18 protein-coding genes and 1 pseudogene are annotated in these 16,032 nt (G+C 64.9%); 12 read left to right on the plus strand and 7 right to left on the minus strand.

Annotated elements, in window-relative coordinates:
- Positions 1-84: 84 nt before the first annotated feature.
- The 10 genes and pseudogenes from AC1D1F_RS06295 to AC1D1F_RS06340 all read left to right on the plus strand — a co-directional run bounded on the left by AC1D1F_RS06295 (position 85) and on the right by AC1D1F_RS06340 (position 9,143).
- Positions 85-1,662, plus strand: coding sequence for a benzoate-CoA ligase family protein (locus AC1D1F_RS06295; RefSeq protein WP_477675897.1), 1,578 nt, complete (start codon positions 85-87; stop codon positions 1,660-1,662).
- A 191-nt stretch (positions 1,663-1,853) separates the two neighbouring features.
- Complete coding sequence (locus AC1D1F_RS06300; protein WP_477696397.1) at positions 1,854-3,041, plus strand: ABC transporter substrate-binding protein; 1,188 nt, start codon at positions 1,854-1,856, stop codon at positions 3,039-3,041.
- A gap of 106 nt (positions 3,042-3,147) precedes the next feature.
- On the plus strand, positions 3,148-3,774 hold the full coding sequence (locus AC1D1F_RS06305) for a LysE family translocator (protein WP_477675895.1): 627 nt from the start codon (positions 3,148-3,150) through the stop codon (positions 3,772-3,774).
- Between the two features lie 8 nt (positions 3,775-3,782).
- Positions 3,783-4,646 (plus strand): branched-chain amino acid ABC transporter permease, encoded by an 864-nt coding sequence (locus AC1D1F_RS06310; RefSeq protein WP_477675894.1) that lies wholly within the window; start codon positions 3,783-3,785, stop codon positions 4,644-4,646.
- The gene (locus AC1D1F_RS06315; protein WP_477675893.1) at positions 4,643-5,671 is read left to right on the plus strand and encodes a branched-chain amino acid ABC transporter permease; all 1,029 of its coding nucleotides are present in this window, start codon (positions 4,643-4,645) and stop codon (positions 5,669-5,671) included. The genes AC1D1F_RS06310 and AC1D1F_RS06315 overlap by 4 nt, the downstream gene beginning before the upstream one ends.
- A pseudogene (locus tag AC1D1F_RS06320) lies at positions 5,664-6,182 on the plus strand (ABC transporter ATP-binding protein); the annotation flags it as partial. The gene AC1D1F_RS06315 and the pseudogene AC1D1F_RS06320, both read left to right, overlap by 8 nt.
- Before the next feature lie 138 nt (positions 6,183-6,320).
- Entirely contained in the window at positions 6,321-6,413 is a 93-nt protein-coding gene (locus tag AC1D1F_RS06325; protein ID WP_477651161.1) for an ABC transporter ATP-binding protein C-terminal domain-containing protein, read from the plus strand.
- Positions 6,413-7,144, plus strand: coding sequence for an ABC transporter ATP-binding protein (locus AC1D1F_RS06330; protein WP_477675891.1), 732 nt, complete (start codon positions 6,413-6,415; stop codon positions 7,142-7,144). The genes AC1D1F_RS06325 and AC1D1F_RS06330 overlap by 1 nt, the downstream gene beginning before the upstream one ends.
- Before the next feature lie 27 nt (positions 7,145-7,171).
- The gene (locus AC1D1F_RS06335; protein WP_477675890.1) at positions 7,172-8,020 is read left to right on the plus strand and encodes a DMT family transporter; all 849 of its coding nucleotides are present in this window, start codon (positions 7,172-7,174) and stop codon (positions 8,018-8,020) included.
- A gap of 136 nt (positions 8,021-8,156) precedes the next feature.
- Complete coding sequence (locus tag AC1D1F_RS06340) at positions 8,157-9,143, plus strand: Bug family tripartite tricarboxylate transporter substrate binding protein (protein ID WP_477675889.1); 987 nt, start codon at positions 8,157-8,159, stop codon at positions 9,141-9,143.
- Positions 9,144-9,150: 7 nt separating this feature from the next.
- Here the strand turns inward: AC1D1F_RS06340 and AC1D1F_RS06345 are convergent, their stop codons facing one another.
- Positions 9,151-9,993, minus strand: a complete 843-nt coding sequence (locus AC1D1F_RS06345) for an IclR family transcriptional regulator domain-containing protein (RefSeq protein WP_477696399.1) — start codon at positions 9,991-9,993, stop codon at positions 9,151-9,153.
- 112 nt (positions 9,994-10,105) lie between these two features.
- Between AC1D1F_RS06345 and pobA the strand changes: the two genes are divergently transcribed.
- Positions 10,106-11,275: a 4-hydroxybenzoate 3-monooxygenase gene (pobA, locus tag AC1D1F_RS06350; RefSeq protein ID WP_477696400.1), complete on the plus strand. Its 1,170-nt coding sequence runs from the start codon at positions 10,106-10,108 to the stop codon at positions 11,273-11,275.
- A gap of 30 nt (positions 11,276-11,305) precedes the next feature.
- On the opposite strand, the gene AC1D1F_RS06355 is transcribed toward pobA, so the two are convergent.
- The 4 genes from AC1D1F_RS06355 to AC1D1F_RS06370 are packed head-to-tail and all read right to left on the minus strand — an operon-like array spanning position 11,306 to position 12,727.
- Entirely contained in the window at positions 11,306-11,635 is a 330-nt protein-coding gene (locus AC1D1F_RS06355; RefSeq protein ID WP_477675886.1) for a TfoX/Sxy family protein, read from the minus strand.
- Between the two features lie 55 nt (positions 11,636-11,690).
- The gene (locus AC1D1F_RS06360) at positions 11,691-11,891 is read right to left on the minus strand and encodes a hypothetical protein (protein ID WP_477675885.1); all 201 of its coding nucleotides are present in this window, start codon (positions 11,889-11,891) and stop codon (positions 11,691-11,693) included.
- Positions 11,892-11,913: 22 nt separating this feature from the next.
- A complete protein-coding gene (locus tag AC1D1F_RS06365; protein ID WP_477675884.1) occupies positions 11,914-12,129 on the minus strand; it encodes a helix-turn-helix domain-containing protein in 216 nt (71 codons plus the stop codon).
- A gap of 28 nt (positions 12,130-12,157) precedes the next feature.
- Positions 12,158-12,727, minus strand: a complete 570-nt coding sequence (locus AC1D1F_RS06370) for a DUF2975 domain-containing protein (RefSeq protein WP_477675883.1) — start codon at positions 12,725-12,727, stop codon at positions 12,158-12,160.
- Between the two features lie 209 nt (positions 12,728-12,936).
- Between AC1D1F_RS06370 and AC1D1F_RS06375 the strand changes: the two genes are divergently transcribed.
- Positions 12,937-13,875 (plus strand): CoA transferase, encoded by a 939-nt coding sequence (locus tag AC1D1F_RS06375; protein WP_477700675.1) that lies wholly within the window; start codon positions 12,937-12,939, stop codon positions 13,873-13,875.
- Between the two features lie 16 nt (positions 13,876-13,891).
- Here AC1D1F_RS06375 and AC1D1F_RS06380 read toward each other — a convergent pair whose 3' ends face one another.
- Positions 13,892-14,797, minus strand: a complete 906-nt coding sequence (locus AC1D1F_RS06380; RefSeq protein ID WP_477675882.1) for a DMT family transporter — start codon at positions 14,795-14,797, stop codon at positions 13,892-13,894.
- Between the two features lie 232 nt (positions 14,798-15,029).
- Positions 15,030-15,986, minus strand: a complete 957-nt coding sequence (locus AC1D1F_RS06385; RefSeq protein ID WP_477675881.1) for a TraB/GumN family protein — start codon at positions 15,984-15,986, stop codon at positions 15,030-15,032.
- Positions 15,987-16,032 lie beyond the last annotated feature (46 nt).

Consider the following 16,032-nt stretch of genomic DNA (forward strand, 5'->3'; position numbering starts at 1 on the left):
GAAAAAGAAATGACCCCGTAGCGCTTGATGAGCGTGCGCAAGCAGCTACCAAAACAAAAGACAAAAAGAGATCTGGAGACAAGCATGCAAACAAGCAGCGCCGACCATTCCGCAAGCCCGCCCCGGGTGACCATTCCGCGCGACTACAACGCGGCACACGACCTGCTGGCGCGCAACGCCACACGCCCCGGCAAAGTCGCCTTTACGGACGCGCTGAGCGGCGAACAGCTCACGTACGGCGAACTCACCGAGCAATCCCACCGTTTCGCCAACGCCCTGCGCGCCCAGGGTTTCGCCCCTGAAAGCCGTGTGCTGCTGGCCATGCTCGACACGCCGCAGTGGCCGGTCGCCTTCCTGGGCTGCATACTTGCGGGCGTGCTGCCCGTGGCGGCCAACACTTTGCTGACCACGCAGGACTTCGAATTCATGCTGCGCGACTCGCGCGCCCAGGGCCTGGTCGTCTCGCACGCGCTGCTGCCGGCTTTTGAGCCGCTGCTGGGCAAGATCGACCAGCTCAAGACGGTGATCGTTGCCGGCGTGGAAGAGTCCGCAGGACACACCACCATGGCCGCCCTGCTGCGCGCATCGGAGGCTACCCCCAGCATCGCGGCCACCTGCGCCGACGACGCCTGCTTCTGGCTGTATTCCAGTGGCTCGACCGGCGCGCCCAAGGGCACGGTGCACCTGCACAGCCACCTGGTCCAGACGGCGGAACTTTACGGCCGCGGTGTGCTGGGCATACGCGAGTCCGACGTGGTGTATTCCGCCGCCAAGCTGTTTTTCGCCTACGGCCTGGGCAATGCGCTGACCTTCCCGATGAGCGTGGGCGCCACCACGGTGCTGCTGCCCGCGCGGCCGGCGCCTGCCGATGTCTTCGCGCTGCTCAAAAAATACCAGCCGACGATTTTTTACGGCGTGCCCACGCTGTACGCCGCCCTGCTGGCCGACCCGGCGCGGCCGGCGAAATCCGAGTTGAGCCTGCGCGTATGCACCAGCGCCGGCGAAGCCCTTCCCGCCGAGATCGGCAGAAAATGGACGGCGCACTATGGCTGCGAAATCCTCGACGGCATAGGCTCCACCGAGATGCTGCACATCTTTTTGTCCAACCGGCCCGGCCAGGTGCGCTACGGCACCACCGGCCAGGCGGTGCCGGGCTATGCGCTGCGCATCATCGGCGACGACGGCCGCGAGTGCGCCGACGGCGAGATCGGCGAACTGCAGATCAGCGGCCCCAGCGCCGCCATCATGTACTGGAACAACCGCGCCAAGACCAAAGCCACCTTCGCCGGCGAATGGACCAAAAGCGGCGACAAGTACACACGCGACGCTGACGGCTACTACACCTACGGCGGCCGCAGCGACGACATGCTCAAGGTCGGCGGCATTTACGTTTCGCCTTTCGAGGTGGAGGCCTGCCTGATGACGCACGCGGCCGTGCTCGAGGTCGCGGTGATCGGTGTGGCCGATGCCGACGAGCTCGTCAAGCCCAAGGCCTATGTGGTGTTCAAGGCCGGCCAGAGCGCCACCATGGACGAACTCAAGGCCCATGTGAAGCAGCAGCTCGCGCCCTACAAGTACCCGCGCTGGATAGAGTTCGTCAACGAACTGCCGAAGACGGCCACCGGCAAGATCCAGCGCTTCAAGCTGCGCCAGCCGCGCTGACGCGCACCATGCACAAGCCCGCCGTGCGGCAAAAAACTCAAAAAAAATGCAGGCAGGCCCGAATCGGGCACAGCTATTGCTTTAGATCTAAACAATTCAACCCTCAATCTCGGGTTTTACACTAGGGCCGCCCACACAACGCACGCTTACTATTCGTCTAACTGTTTTCAGTCTCAACCAGGAGCTATTCCATGACCTCACGCCGTCTCATACTGACCCGCAGCGCCGCCATGATAGGTGCCGCCTCCACCGGCCTTTTGCTCCCCGAAATTGTGCGTGCGCAGTCCGCCAAGGTGCGTGTGGGTTTCATGTTGCCCTATACCGGAACCTTCGCCCAGCTCGGCGTGGCCATTGAAAACGGCTTTCGCATGGCCATCAACGAGCAAGGCGGCAAGCTCGGCGGCCGCGAGATCGAATACTTCAAAGTGGACGACGAGTCCGAGCCGTCCAAGGGCATTGAAAACGCCAACAAGCTGGTGCAGCGCGACAAGGTCGACGTGCTGGTCGGCACGGTGCACTCGGGCGTGCAGATGGGCATCCAGAAAGTCGCGCGCGACAGCGGCGTGCTGAGCCTGATCCCCAATGCCGGCGTGCACGCCGCCACGCGCAGCCTGTGCGCGCCCAATGTGTTCCGCACTTCCTTCACCAACTCGCAGCCGACCCGCGCCCTGGGCAAGGCCATGGTGGACCGCGGCCACAAGAAGGCCGTCTGGATCACCTGGAAATACGCCGCGGGCGACGAGGCGTTTGAAGGCTTCAAGGAAAGCTACACCGCCGCGGGCGGCACCATCGTCAAGGAGCTGGGCTTGCCCTTCCCGCAGGTCGAGTTCCAGGCCCTGCTGACCGAGATCGCCGCGCTCAAGCCTGACGCCGTGGCCTGCTTCTTCGCCGGCGGCGGCGCCGCCAAGTTCATCCGTGACTATGCGGCCGCCGGCCTCAAAGAGAAAATCCCGCTGTACGGTTCCGGCTTCCTGACCGAAGGCGTGCTCGATGCCGCCGGCCCCGCGGCCAACGGCATCATCACGACCATGCACTACAGCGACTCGCTGCCGACCCAGCGCAACGGCCAGTTCCGCCTCAGCTACGCCAAGACCTTCAAGATGCAGCCCGACGTTTACGCCGTGCAGGGCTACGACACCGGCCTGCTGCTGATCCAGGGCGCCAACGCCGTCAAGGGAGACCTGAGCAGCAAGCCGGCCCTCTACAAAGCCATGGAAGGCGCCGTCATCGACAGCCCGCGCGGCAAATGGACCATGAGCCGTTCGCACAACCCGGTGCAGGACATGTATTTGCGCGTCGTTGAGAACAAGGAAAACAAGGTGATCGGCGTCGCCGCCAAGGCACTCGCCGACTCCGGCGCCGGCTGCAAGATGGCCTGATCGCTTTAGTTTCAGCGCAATGGGAGGTCTTCAGGCCTCCCATTTTTTTGAACCATGCTGGCACGGACCATGCTGACGGGTCCTTACCGGTGCTATCTTCAGGCTCATGACGCTCACCACCTACCTCCTCTACGTCGCAGCCGTCGCGCTGCTGATCCTCACGCCCGGCCCGACCATGCTGATGTGCATGACGAATGCGCTCAACCACGGCCCGCGCAAGGCCATGACCTCGGTGGCCGGCAGCGTGAGTGCGGTGCTGTGCGTCATGCTGCTGTCGGCCATGGGCCTGGGTGCGTTGCTCGCGGCGTCCGAAACCGCCTTTACCGTGGCCAAGGTGATTGGTGCGGCCTACCTGATCTGGCTTGGGATCAAGACCTTCCGCAGCGAAGCGGCGGTCTTTGACCCGGCCGCCGGCGAAGCACCGGCCCAGCGCCGTTCGTTCTTCCTGCGCGGTTTTCTTGTCGGCGCCAGCAACCCCAAGGCCGTGCTGTTTTTCGCGGCCTTCTTCCCGCAGTTCCTGAACCCGGCCGCGCCCTTTGTGCCGCAGTTCGCCATCCTCGCCCTGACCTTCATGACGTTTGAGTTCACGGTGCTCAGCTGCTGCGCACTGGGTGTATCGCGCATCGCGCCGCTGCTGCGTTCCAGCCGGGCCGTGCGCTGGTTCAACCGGGTCTCCGGAGGCCTGTTCACTCTCATGGGCAGCCTCTTGCTGTTCACCCGTCGCCATACATGAACTGATTTATGGATCTCGCCAACTTCCTCATCCAGCTGCTCAACAGCGTCCAGTACGGCCTGCTGCTGTTCATGCTGGCCGCCGGCCTGACGCTGATCTTCGGCATCATGGGCGTCGTCAACCTGGCCCATGGCAGCTTCTACATGCTGGGGGCCTACCTCGCATGGTCGCTCAGCACGCTGACGGGCAGCCTGACGCTGGCCATCATCGGCGGCGCCGTGCTGTCGGTCATCTTCGGCCTGGCGCTGGAATGGCTGCTGTTCCGCCACTTCTACAAACGCGATCACCTGGACCAGGTGCTGCTGACCTTCGGCCTGATCTATATCTTTGAAGAGCTGCGCTCCATCCTCTGGGGCGACGACGTGCACGGCGTCACGATTCCCGAGCTGCTGAGCGCCTCGGTGCCGCTGACCGACAACCTTTCCTACCCGGTCTACCGCCTCTTCATGTCGGGCGTCTGCATCGCGCTGGCGCTGGGCTTGTACTGGATGATTTCGCGCACGCGCCTGGGCATGAAGATACGCGCCGGCGCCTTCAACCGCGACATGGCCGAATCGCTGGGCATCAACATCAAGCTGATCCATGCCGTGGTGTTCGCGCTGGGCGTGGGCCTGGCGGCCGTGGCCGGCATGATCGCCGCGCCGGTCGCCAGCGTCTACCCGAACATGGGTTCGCAAGTGCTCATCATGTGTTTTGTGGTGGTGGTGATTGGCGGCATAGGCTCGGTGCGCGGCGCGCTGATTTCCGCGCTGCTGGTCGGCCTGGTCGACACTTTCGGCAAGGTGCTGCTGCCTTCCATGGCCGGCATGCTGGTCTATATGTTGATGGCGGCCGTGCTGCTCTGGAAACCCGAAGGTCTGTTTAAACAATGAGCACGGCAAAAGCAAACCTCGAAATCCTGCCGCGCGGCGTGCAGGTTGCGCTTGGGCTCGGACTCATCGCGCTTGTGGCCTTCCCCTTCGTCGGCACCGACTTCTACACCCAGATGGTCACGCGCATGATGATCATGGCGATCTTCGCGATGAGCCTGGACCTGCTGCAGGGTGTGAGCGGCCTGGTGTCGCTGGGCCACGCGGCCTACTTCGGCCTGGCCGGCTATGCGCTGGCTTTCCTGACGCCCGCGGGTGAACCCGTGAGCCTGTGGTGGACGCTGCCGGTGGCTGTGCTGGTTTCCGGCCTGGCCGCGCTCATCATCGGTTTCTTTGTGGTGCGCACGCACGGCATCTACTTCATCATGGTCACCATGGCGTTTGCGCAGATGGTGTTCTACCTCTTCTTCGACAACAAGGCCCTGGGCGGCTCCGACGGGCTCTACGTCAACTTCAAGCCCAGCGCCGCCGTCTTCGGCTGGGTGCCCTTCGACCTGGACAGCAAGCTCACGCTCTACTACTTCACGCTGGGCGCGATGCTGGGGGTCTACGCCTTCCTGCGCCGCGTGCTCTGGAGCCCCTTCGGCCGCACGCTGGCCGGCATACGCGTCAACGAGCACCGCATGCGGGCCATGGGCTACGGCACCTTCGGCTACAAACTCTCGGCCTTCACGCTGGCCGGCGCGCTCGCGGGCCTGGCCGGTTACCTGTGGGGCACGCAGACCGGCTACATCAACCCCGAGCTCATGGGCTTTCACATGAGCGCGCACGCCATCATGATGGTCATCCTGGGCGGCATGGGCAACTTCGCCGGGGCCATCGTCGGCGCTTTCGCGTTTGAATACCTGCTGCATGTCTTCAAGGACCTGCCGCAAGTCGGCAGCGTCAACCTCGGCAAACACTGGCAGCTGTGGATGGGCCTCTTCATCGTGTTGCTGGTGGTTTTCGCGCCGCGCGGCATCCTGGGACTGGTCGAAAGATTCACCCAGCGCAAAGACAAGAACAAGGCGGAGGCCGGCCATGAGTGAAGTCCTCCTCAGTGCAAAAAACCTGACCAAGCGCTTCGGCGGCCTGGCTGCGGTCAACGATGTGTCAGTCGACCTCTGGCGCAACCACATCCACGCGGTCATAGGCCCCAACGGCGCCGGCAAGTCCACGCTGACCAACCTGCTCTCGGGCGATCTGCCGCCGACGTCGGGCACGGTGACGCTGGGCGGCCACGACGTGACCGGCTGGACGCCCGAAAAAATATCGGGCAAGGGCCTGGGCCGCAGCTACCAGAAGACCAATATCTTTTTGCCCTTCAGCGTCTGGGAAAACGTCAGGCTGGCCTCGCAGTCGCGCGCGCCGCATGCCGCGCACTGGCTCAAGCGAGCCACCAGCTTCGCGGCGGTCAATGCTCGCGCCGAACAGGCGCTGGAACTGGCCGGCCTGCAAAACCGCAAGCACAGCATCGCCGGCACCATCAGCCACGGCGAGCAGCGCCAGCTTGAAATCGCCATGACACTGGCCACCGAACCGCAGGTGCTGCTGCTCGATGAACCGCTGGCCGGCATGGGCGTGGCCGAGGCCGAGCGCATGGTCGCCCTGCTGCTGGCCATCAAGAAAGACCACGGCATCCTGCTGGTCGAGCACGACATGGACGCGGTGTTCACGCTGGCCGACAAGCTCACTGTGATGGTCAACGGCCAGGTGATCGCCAGCGGCACGCCCGCGCAGATAAGGGCCGATGCCGGTGTGCAGGCAGCGTATTTAGGCGAGGAACACTGATGAACGCCCCCGAGAAACAGATCGACATCCTGATCGCCGCCCAGGACATCAACACCTACTACGGCGCAAGCCACGTGCTGCGCGGCATTGACTTTCACGTCGCGCGCGGCGAAACGATTGGCCTCATGGGCCGCAACGGCATGGGCAAAAGCACCTTGCTCAAAAGCATCATGGGCCTGGTCAAGCCTCGTTCGGGCTCGGTCGCGATCAGCGGCAGGCCCATGACGGGCGCCCCGCCCTACGAAATCGCCCGCCTCGGCATCGCCTACGTGCCCGAAGGCCGCGGCATCTTCGGCAACCTCAGCGTGACCGAGAACCTCAAGATGGCGGCACGCGCCGGCACCCGGGGCCAGCGCGACTGGACCTACGAACGCGTGCTCGAGACCTTCCCGCGACTGAAGGAACGCCTGAACCACGGCGGCCAGCAGCTCTCGGGCGGCGAACAGCAGATGCTGACCATAGGCCGCGCGCTCATGACCAACCCGGATGTGCTGATCCTCGACGAGGCCACCGAAGGCCTGGCGCCGCTGATCGCGCGCGACATCTGGCGCATCTGCGGCCTGATCCGCGAAACCGGCATCAGCAGCGTGATCGTCGACAAGAACTGGAAGCACGTCACCCAGATCACCGACCGCAACGTGATCCTGGTCAAGGGCCAGGTCGTGTTTGAAGGCAGTTCCCCCGAACTGCATGCCAAGCCCGAGTTGCTGGCGCAATACCTGGGCGTGTGAGCCGGGAGTTGCCAGGGAGCGGCAACCATGAAGATATCACCGGCCACCTCGACACTGAGCCTCACCGTGCTGGCCATGCTCGCCTTTGCGGGCAACTCGCTCCTGTGCCGCCTCGCACTGCGCAGCACGCCGATTGACGCAGCCAGCTTCACGGCCCTTCGCATCGCTTCGGGTGCGCTGGTGCTCTGGCTTTTCATGTGGCGGCGTGGTGTCACGCCGACCGGTAACTGGCTGTCGGCCGGGGCGTTGTTCGTCTACGCGGCCGCATTCTCGCTGGCCTACGTAAGCCTGCCAGCGGCCACGGGTGCCCTGCTGCTGTTCGGCTCGGTGCAGCTTACGATGCTGGGCACCGGGCTGGCCCGCGGCGAGCGGCTGGGCGCCATGCAAAGCGCCGGCCTGGCAATTGCCGTGGCGGGCCTCATCGCACTGTTGCTGCCGGGCGCCGCCGCCCCAAGCTTGCCGTCGGCCATGTTGATGTTGCTGGCCGGCATCGCCTGGGCGGTTTATTCGCTGCGCGGAAAACACGCCGGTGACGCGACACGGGCCACCGCCGGAAACTTCCTGCGCGCCACGCCGCCGGCGCTGTTGTTGGCCGGCTTGATGTTCCCGCAGCTGATCTGGGATATGCGCGGGGCGGCATATGCCGTGACCTCCGGCGCGCTGACTTCCGGTGTGGGTTACATCATCTGGTACGCGGCGGTGAAGCGGCTTCCCGCCACTACGGCGGCCTCGGTACAACTGTCAGTGCCGGCCATCACCGCGCTGGGCGGTATCGCCTTTCTGGGGGAGCCGCTGGGCTGGACGCTCGCTGTCTGCTGCGCGGCCATTCTGGGCGGCGTCGCGCTGGCCGTGCGCCCTTCGCCGCCCAAAAGCTAAAGCAAGGCACGCAATTCCCGCGCCGCGCCAGGCGGGGCTGGTACACAACTTGCTCCGATTTTTCTGTCCGCTCCGCGGCACGCACCAGTGCGCCGACGACGGGCATGAAATCCCTTTCCCCCTCTGAAAGCAAGCCATGCCTTCCACCCGCGCTATCAGTCCATTTTTCCTGGCGGCCCTCTGCGCCGCGTCCAGCCTGTTCGCCACGCTGTCCCCGGCGCAGGACATCTACCCCAGCCGGCCGGTCAAGGTCGTCGTCGCGCTGCCGGCGGGGGGCAGCGTGGACATGGTGGCGCGGCAGATCAGCCAGCAGCTGACGGCCGACCTGGGCCAGCCTTTTGTAGTGGACAACCGGGCTGGCGGATCCGGCCAGATCGGCGTACCGGTGGTTGCAAAAGCGCCGCCGGACGGCTACACCCTCATGGTGTCGCCCGCGTCCTTCCTGACCACGAACAAGAGCATCTTCAAGACGCTTCCCTACAACCCCGAAACCGACTTTGTACCCGTGACCAAGCTGGTCAACCAGGCCATGGTGCTGGTGGTGCACGACAAGGCGAAATACGCCACCCCGGCCGACGTGCTGGCGGCGGCCAAAGCCAACCCCGGCAAACTAACCTATGCCTCCTCGGGCGACGGCAGCCCGCAACACCTGGCCGGCCTCATGTTTGAAAGCCGGACCGGCGTGAAACTGCTGCACATCCCGTACAAGGGCGGCGCACCGGCGATTACCGACCTTATAGGCGGCGTGGTGGACATGGCCTTTGCCCCGCTGCCGGAAGCGCTGCCGCACATCAAGTCCGGCAAACTGCATCCGGTCGGGGTGCTCAGTGAGAAGCGCGCCATTTCGGCGCCGGAGATTCCGACGCTGAAAGAAGGCGGCGTGAACAACGTGGTGCTGTCGGCCTGGATCGCCTTGCTGGCGCCCGCCAAAACGCCCCAGCCCATCCTGGACAGCCTCGGCAAGTCGGTAAAGGCCATGCTTCGCGGCGATGCCAAAAGCAAGTTCATTGAAATAGGCATGGAGCCTGCGGTCGACGAAAGCAAACCCCTGGGTCAGGTGATCTCGGAAGAGATCCGTATCCATGCCGACCTCGTGAAAGCGGCCGGGCTGGTACCGCAGTAAGGCTGGGCTAAAGCAGGGAGCGCAATTCCCGCGCCGCGTCCAGCAACAAGGGCAGCAATTCCTTCTGCAGCACCTCCACGCGCAAGCGCTGCGGCGAGGACACCACGTTAAGTGCGGCCACCGTGCGGCCCTGCATGTCGCGCAGCGGCACGGCCAGCGCGTGCACACCCAGTTCATGCTCCTCGCTGGCCAGGCAAAAGTCGTCCTGCCTCACCTGCTCGACCAGGGCCTTGAGCTTGCGCGGGTCGGTGGTGGTGTGCAGCGTCAGCCGCGCCAGGTTGCCGGTTTCGGTTTTCGCCTTGAGCCAGGCGCTGAACTCGCTCTTGGTCTTGGCGGCCAGCAGGATGCGGCCGGTCGAGGTGGCATGCGCCGGCAGGCGCGCCCCCAGGTGCAGGCCATACGCCAGCACCCGGGCCGGCGCTGCCTTTGGGTCGCCTGAGGACTTCCACTCAAAGCCGCTGCGCCCGATGATGACGATCTCGTCGCCGTCCAGCACCGCGACCGAAAACGATTCCTGTGCCTGGGCCGCGAGCCGGTTCAGCGCGGGCTGGATGGCGCGCGGCAGGCGCGCCGTTGCAAGGTAGCTTCCGGAGAAACGCAGCACCTTGGGCGCCAGCCAGAAATAGCTGCCGTCGGTTTCCAGGTAGCCCAGGTGTGTGAGCGTGAGCAAATGGCGGCGCGCCGCCGCGCGCGTGATGCCGGCGCGCTCGGCCGCCAGCGTGGCATTGAGGCGCTGGCGCTGCGTATCGAAGCTTTCCAGCACCGCCATGCCCTTGGCCATGCCTTCGATCATGTCGGCTTTGGCAATTGAAAAGGTGCCGGGTTTTGGGGCGGTTCGGGACGTGACCATTGCGCGATCATCGCACAAACAAGCCAAACATCGTGCAAAGCCGCCTTGCACCACTGGCCGGCTGGGGCTTCGCGACTTAACCTCAAAGCCAACAGATTCATGGGAGAACAACATGCGTGTACAGGTTGCCATCGTGGGCGGCGGCCCCGCCGGGCATTTGCTCGGCCAGTTGCTTTACAAGGCCGGCATCAACGCCATCGTGATCGAGCAGCGCAGCCAGGACTATGTGCTGGGCCGCATACGCGCGGGCGTGCTCGAGCAAGGCACGACCGACCTGCTCGACGAAGTCGGTGTGGGTAGCCGCATGCATGCCGAGGGCCTGGTGCACGGCGGCATTTCGCTAAGCTTCGGCGGCGACCACCACCGCATCGACCTGCAGCAGCTCACAGGCGGCAAAAGCGTCATGGTCTACGGCCAGACCGAGGTGACGCGCGACCTCATGAACGCGCGCGCCGCGGCGGGCCTGGCCACCGCCTACGAAGCCGAAAACGTCAGCCTGCATGACTTCGACGGCACGCGGCCCAAGGTGCGCTATGTGCAGCACGGCGTGGCGCACGAGGTCGAATGCGATTTCATCGCCGGCTGTGACGGCTTTCACGGCGTGAGCCGCGCCAGCGTGCCGCCCGGCGCGATGCAGACCTTTGAGCGCATCTACCCCTTCGGCTGGCTGGGTGTGCTGTCGGAAACGCCGCCCGTGGCCGACGAGCTGGTCTACAGCAACCACGCGCGCGGCTTCGCCCTGTGCAGCATGCGCAGCCACACGCGCAGCCGCTACTACGTGCAGTGCGCGCTGGATGACAAGGCCGAGCGCTGGAGCGACGACGCTTTCTGGGATGAGCTGCGCAGCCGCCTGGCGCCCGAGCTCGCCGAAAGCCTGGTGACCGGGCCATCGATCGAAAAAAGCATCGCCCCGCTGCGCAGCTTTGTGGCCGAGCCCATGCGCTTCGGCCGGCTGTTCCTGGCCGGCGACGCGGCCCACATCGTGCCGCCCACAGGCGCCAAGGGCCTGAACCTGGCGGCCAGCGACGTGCGCTACCTGGCCCGCGCGCTGGCCGGTTTTTACGCCGGCGACGAGACCGGCATCAACCGCTATTCAGAGACCTGTTTGCACCGCGTCTGGAAGGCCGTGCGCTTTTCCTGGTGGTTCACCTCGCTGATGCACCAGTTCCCCGATGGCGGGGAGTTCGGCCACAAGCTGCAGGAGGCGGAGTTGGATTATCTAATCCATTCACAGGCGGCATCGACGGCCCTGGCCGAAAACTATGTCGGCCTGCCGCTTTAAGCCAGCATTTTCGGGACGTGGCCGTTATGGTCAGGCGGTTCCCGCCGCACCGATGGCCTGCCGGGCCCAGACCAGCAGCTGACCCGGGTCATCGAGCAGTTCGGCGGGCGCGGCATAGTACTTCCGCACCTGGACCACACCGTTTTTTGTGGAATAGCTGAAGGGCTTGGAGCCCTTCTTCTCGTAGGCCGGCAGCGAACCCTCGTCCACCCGGAAGTACAAGGTGTTGCCCATGATCATGGCGAACTGGTTTCCACCGTGTTTCATCGCATGGCCGCCAAAGAACTTGCCATCGCGGATGTCTCCCAGCGGCGCCAGCAGTTCACGCACATAAGCGACGAATTCGGCATTTGCGCTCATGCAGTCCGCTCCGTTGCAGCGGCAGAAACTTCTTGTGTTGATTTCATGACAGCCATTATGGCGACGGACGCCTACCGCCCGCGATGCATTGCGGGTCGTTGAAAGTGGCCGGGTTGTTGCGGTCGCAGGGGATGCTGCAGTTGCTGGATCCGCGGCAGGCCGACTTGACGGACTCCTTCGCGGTCTGCTCCCAGTTGATATCAGCGCAGGCGCTGAGCAAAGCGGCCAGAGCCGCGGCAAGGGCAAGACGTTTCATGGGGAAGTTCCTGAACAAAAGATCAATGGGCGTCGTCAGGCCGGGAAACCAGCAGGTCCCCCGGCTGGCAATCGAGAAATTCGCAAATGCGCATCAGCGTGTCAAAGCGCACGCCCTTGACCTTGCCCTGCTTGAGCAGGGAGAGGTTGGCTTCGGTGATGCCGACGTAGGCGGCCAGGTCCTTGGACCTGGCTTTGCGTTCGGACAGCATCACATCGAGTTTGACGACGATGGGCATGCGCGGAAACGTGAGAAAGCGAAAAAAATCAGACGAACTGCGCGTTCTCTTCGGCCAGCGCCACAGCACGCGCCATCACGGCGGCGATCTGCCACACCATGCCGGCGAACAGCAGGGTCAGCAACTCGTTGCTGCCCAAACCCAGCGACAGCGCGCGCTGCCCGGCAGGCGCGCCCAGGGTTAGCACCACCGTGACCAGCGTGGATGCCAGCACTCCGGTGACCACCGACGCAAAAATGCCGGCGGCAAAACCGCGCAGGTATTTGACGGTGCGCAGGCTGAAATACTCGGCCTGCGAAAACCCCGAGAAGCAACGCATCGCGCAGACCAGGCCGTAGGACGCGCAGCACACCGGCAACACCCCCAGCAGCGCGGCCAGGCATTTTTGCCCCAGCGTGATGTCCATGGCGGCGGCCTGCGCGGCCTGTAGCGAGAGGCCCGCGCGCAGCAAAAGGCTGTCCACCGGCGTGCTCAGCAGGTGGTAGGCCACCGCCAGCGGCAGCGCCACCGCGAGCAAGGCGCAGGCCCAGGCCAGCACGCTGCTGATGCCCTGCACATCGGGCCCGGAGGGGGCCACGGGAGTTGCTGTGTGTTTCAAGGGAGCACCTCTTGTCTTGTGAAGAGGGCTTCAGTGTCTCAGAATAATTACTGTAAAACAATAATTAATATCTTTAAAACAGAAATTATTCGAACAATTTTGGGCACTTTAGCGACAACCCGCGCTATCGCAGGCAAAGGTTTGGGGTAAATTGCCTGCACACCGACAAGCCGGGCCAGCCTTCTCTTCACGCTTCTCCACCTCATTCAATGCCCACTTCCAAATCACCCGCCGCCCGCAAAACGCACTCCTCGCCCGCTCCTATCCAGCCGCTGAAAGGCGTCCGCGTCGTGAGCCTGGCACTCAACCTGCCCGGCCCGGCGGCGCTGATGCGCTGCCGGCAGATGGGTGCGAGCTGCGTGAAACTCGAACCGCCCGCACCGGCAGGCGCGTCGGCCGGCGCCTCGGGCGACCCGATGAAGCTCTACAACCCGAAGGCCTACACGGCGCTGCACAACGGCGTGCGCACCGCCACGGCCGACCTCAAAACTGAACGCGGCCAGGCCTTGCTGCACCGCGAACTCGCGAAGGCCGACGTGCTGCTCACCTCCTTCCGGCCGTCGGCGCTGGCCAAGCTGGGCCTGGGCTGGAAGGCGCTGCACCAGCAGCACCCGCAGCTAAGCCAGGTCGCCATCGTCGGCAGCCCAGGCGAGCGCGCCGAAGAACCGGGCCACGACCTGACCTACCTGGCCGAGAACGACCTGGTCACCGGGCTGGACTTGCCCGCCACGCTGTACGCCGACATGGGCGGCTCGCTGATGGCCAGCGAAGCCGTGCTGCAAGCCGTAATGCACCAGCGAAGCAAGGGCAAGGGCGCCTGTCTCGAGGTGGCTCTTTCCGCCGCGGCCGGCTACCTGGCCCTGCCGCGCAATTGGGGCCTGACGCAACCCGGCGCGGCCGTTGGCGGCGGCCATGCGGGCTACCGCCTCTACGCCTGCAAGGACGGCCGCGTCGCGCTGGCGGCGCTGGAGCCGCACTTCGCGGCCAGCCTGTGTGCCGCGGCTGGCGTCCAGGCCTCGGGCATGAAGGCCATGTTCGCATCGGCCACGCATGCGGCGATTGAAACCTGGCTCCGCGGCATGACGCGCAAGGAGCTGGACGCGCTGGCCGTCGAGAAGGACATTCCGCTGCACACGCTGGCGGCCTGAGCGCCCCTGCGCGAACTCACGAAGCCCGTCGCGCCAGCACCACCATCGCTGCTCCCAGCAGCAAGGCGCCCACGCCCTGCTGCGCGCTCAAGGGCTCGGCAAACAGCCAGGCCGCTGCGACGGCGGCCACCAGCGGCTCCACCAGCGTGCCTATCACCGTCGCGGTCGGCGACAGGCGCCGCGCCCCCCAGGCGAAGGCCAGGTAGGCGATCGACGTGGTGAAGATGCCGGTGTAAGCCACCTGCAGCCAGGCGGTGGTGTGCTGCGGCCAGGTCACGCCTTGCACGGCAGCCATGGCCAGCATCAGCAAGGCGGCCGCGCTCATGCTCCAGGCTGAGGCCGTGACCGCGGGAATGTGCGAGGGCATGCGCGCATTGCCCAGCACCACCAGCGAATACAGCGCGGCCGAAGCCAGCGACCAAGCCAGGCCGGCCGCGTAATGCGCCGGCAGGCTCAAACCCTCGCCTGGCATGGCGATCAGGCCCACACCCAGCAAGGCCAGGCCCAAAGCCAGCAGCAACCGGCCGCTGGCGCGCTCATAGCCGCGCAGCACCGATAGCAGCGCGACGATCACCGGCGCGCAGCAGATCGAGATCACCGTCGGCAGCGCCGCGCCTATATAGCCCATGGCGATGAACCAGCTCGTGACGTTGAGCGCCATGGCCAGGCCGGTGCCCACAACCAGCGCCTGGCCGCGACGCGGCAGTTGCCGCCATTGGGCGGTATGCGGCGCGACCGGCAACTGCCGCCAGTGCCACCACCACAAGAGCGGCAGGCCAAGCGCGAAGCGCGCCAGGGACAGGCTGTAGGGCGCCATGCCCCCGGCCATCACAGACTGGGCCACCAGGGCGCCCACGCCCCACAAGACGCCCGCAAGCAAGACACCGCCCCAGGCCAGGGTGGCCGATGTTTGGGTTTTCATGAAAATTCTCCGTCCGTGCGCCTGCCGCAGGCGGGGTCGCCGCGAAAAAAGCAGGCAGGCGCGTCAACTCAAGGCCGCGCGCCGTTCCGCCGGAACTGGCACGGCCAAAGGGCGCAGCCGGGCGTCAAGCCGGGTGCATCACAGAGCGACGGAGGGAGGAGAAAGCTGGAGTTGCATGCGCCGCATCTTAGCCGAACGATGTGCCGGCGACATCTGCCGCGAAGCAGCAGGTTCAGAACAGGCGTTCAACCTGGTAGCCGCGTGCCGCCATCAGGGCCGGAAGGCCTTGCGAGCCAGTCATGTGCATGGCCCCCACCGCGGCGAAAAGTTTTCGCCCCTCGCCATGGAGTTCATGGATGCGCCGCGCCAAGCCGGGATTGCGATCGTCCAGTGCCCTTTTCAGCAACTTTCGCTCGGCTTCGGTCCTGGCGCATTCGCACCAGGCCTTGTAGTTGTCGAGTTCGGCCAGATCAGCGGTCTCCCACACCAGGGCCACCTTGCGCAGCACCGGACGCAATCGGTCCGCCTCCACGTCATCGAGCCAATCGCGGACCATGGCTTCGACCTCGGTATCGTCCTGGGCAAAAATCCCCTGGAGCTGAAGCGCGACCGTCTCCAGGGACACCACCGGTCGTCCCACGCTCCGGGCTATCAGGGAAAGCATGATTTCGCTGCCGTAGCTGGGATCAAAGCCATCATGGCGAGCAGCCATGAATGTCAGCGTCAATGCATGCATTTCTGCCGGCCCCTGTCTCAAGACATCCTCCGGCAGGCATGCGGCCTCCCATAGTTTTTTCACGCGAGCCTGAAGTGCCGCAGGCAGTTTGCCCGGTCCTTTGGAAGCCAGTACGGCCGCCATCTCGCGCTGGACCGACTCGTCAAGCGGGTCAAGTTCCAGGGCCACCATGTCGGTTTGCTGCAGAGCCCGCTTGACCAGCGGCCCGGGCAGCACCCATTGCGCTTTGCCCACGTGGATGGTGCCGTAGAGATAGGAGGAGCGGCCGTCTTTGGTAATGCGCCAAAGCGGCCCGCGGTCACGGGCCTGCCTGGCCGCGGCATCAAACAGCTCCGGGGAAAACGGCTTGGCGGCCGGTGGGCAAACGGGCGCATCTGCCGCCACAGCGGTTTTGGCACCCAGCAGAAAAAACCAAACCAGGCACCATGCACTGCGTGCAAACCATCCCGTCATTGCATCTCCCTTTTTTGTGTCGGGCAAGTTTACAAGGATGGCATCC

Source organism: Polaromonas sp. P1_H6 (assembly GCF_056405195.1).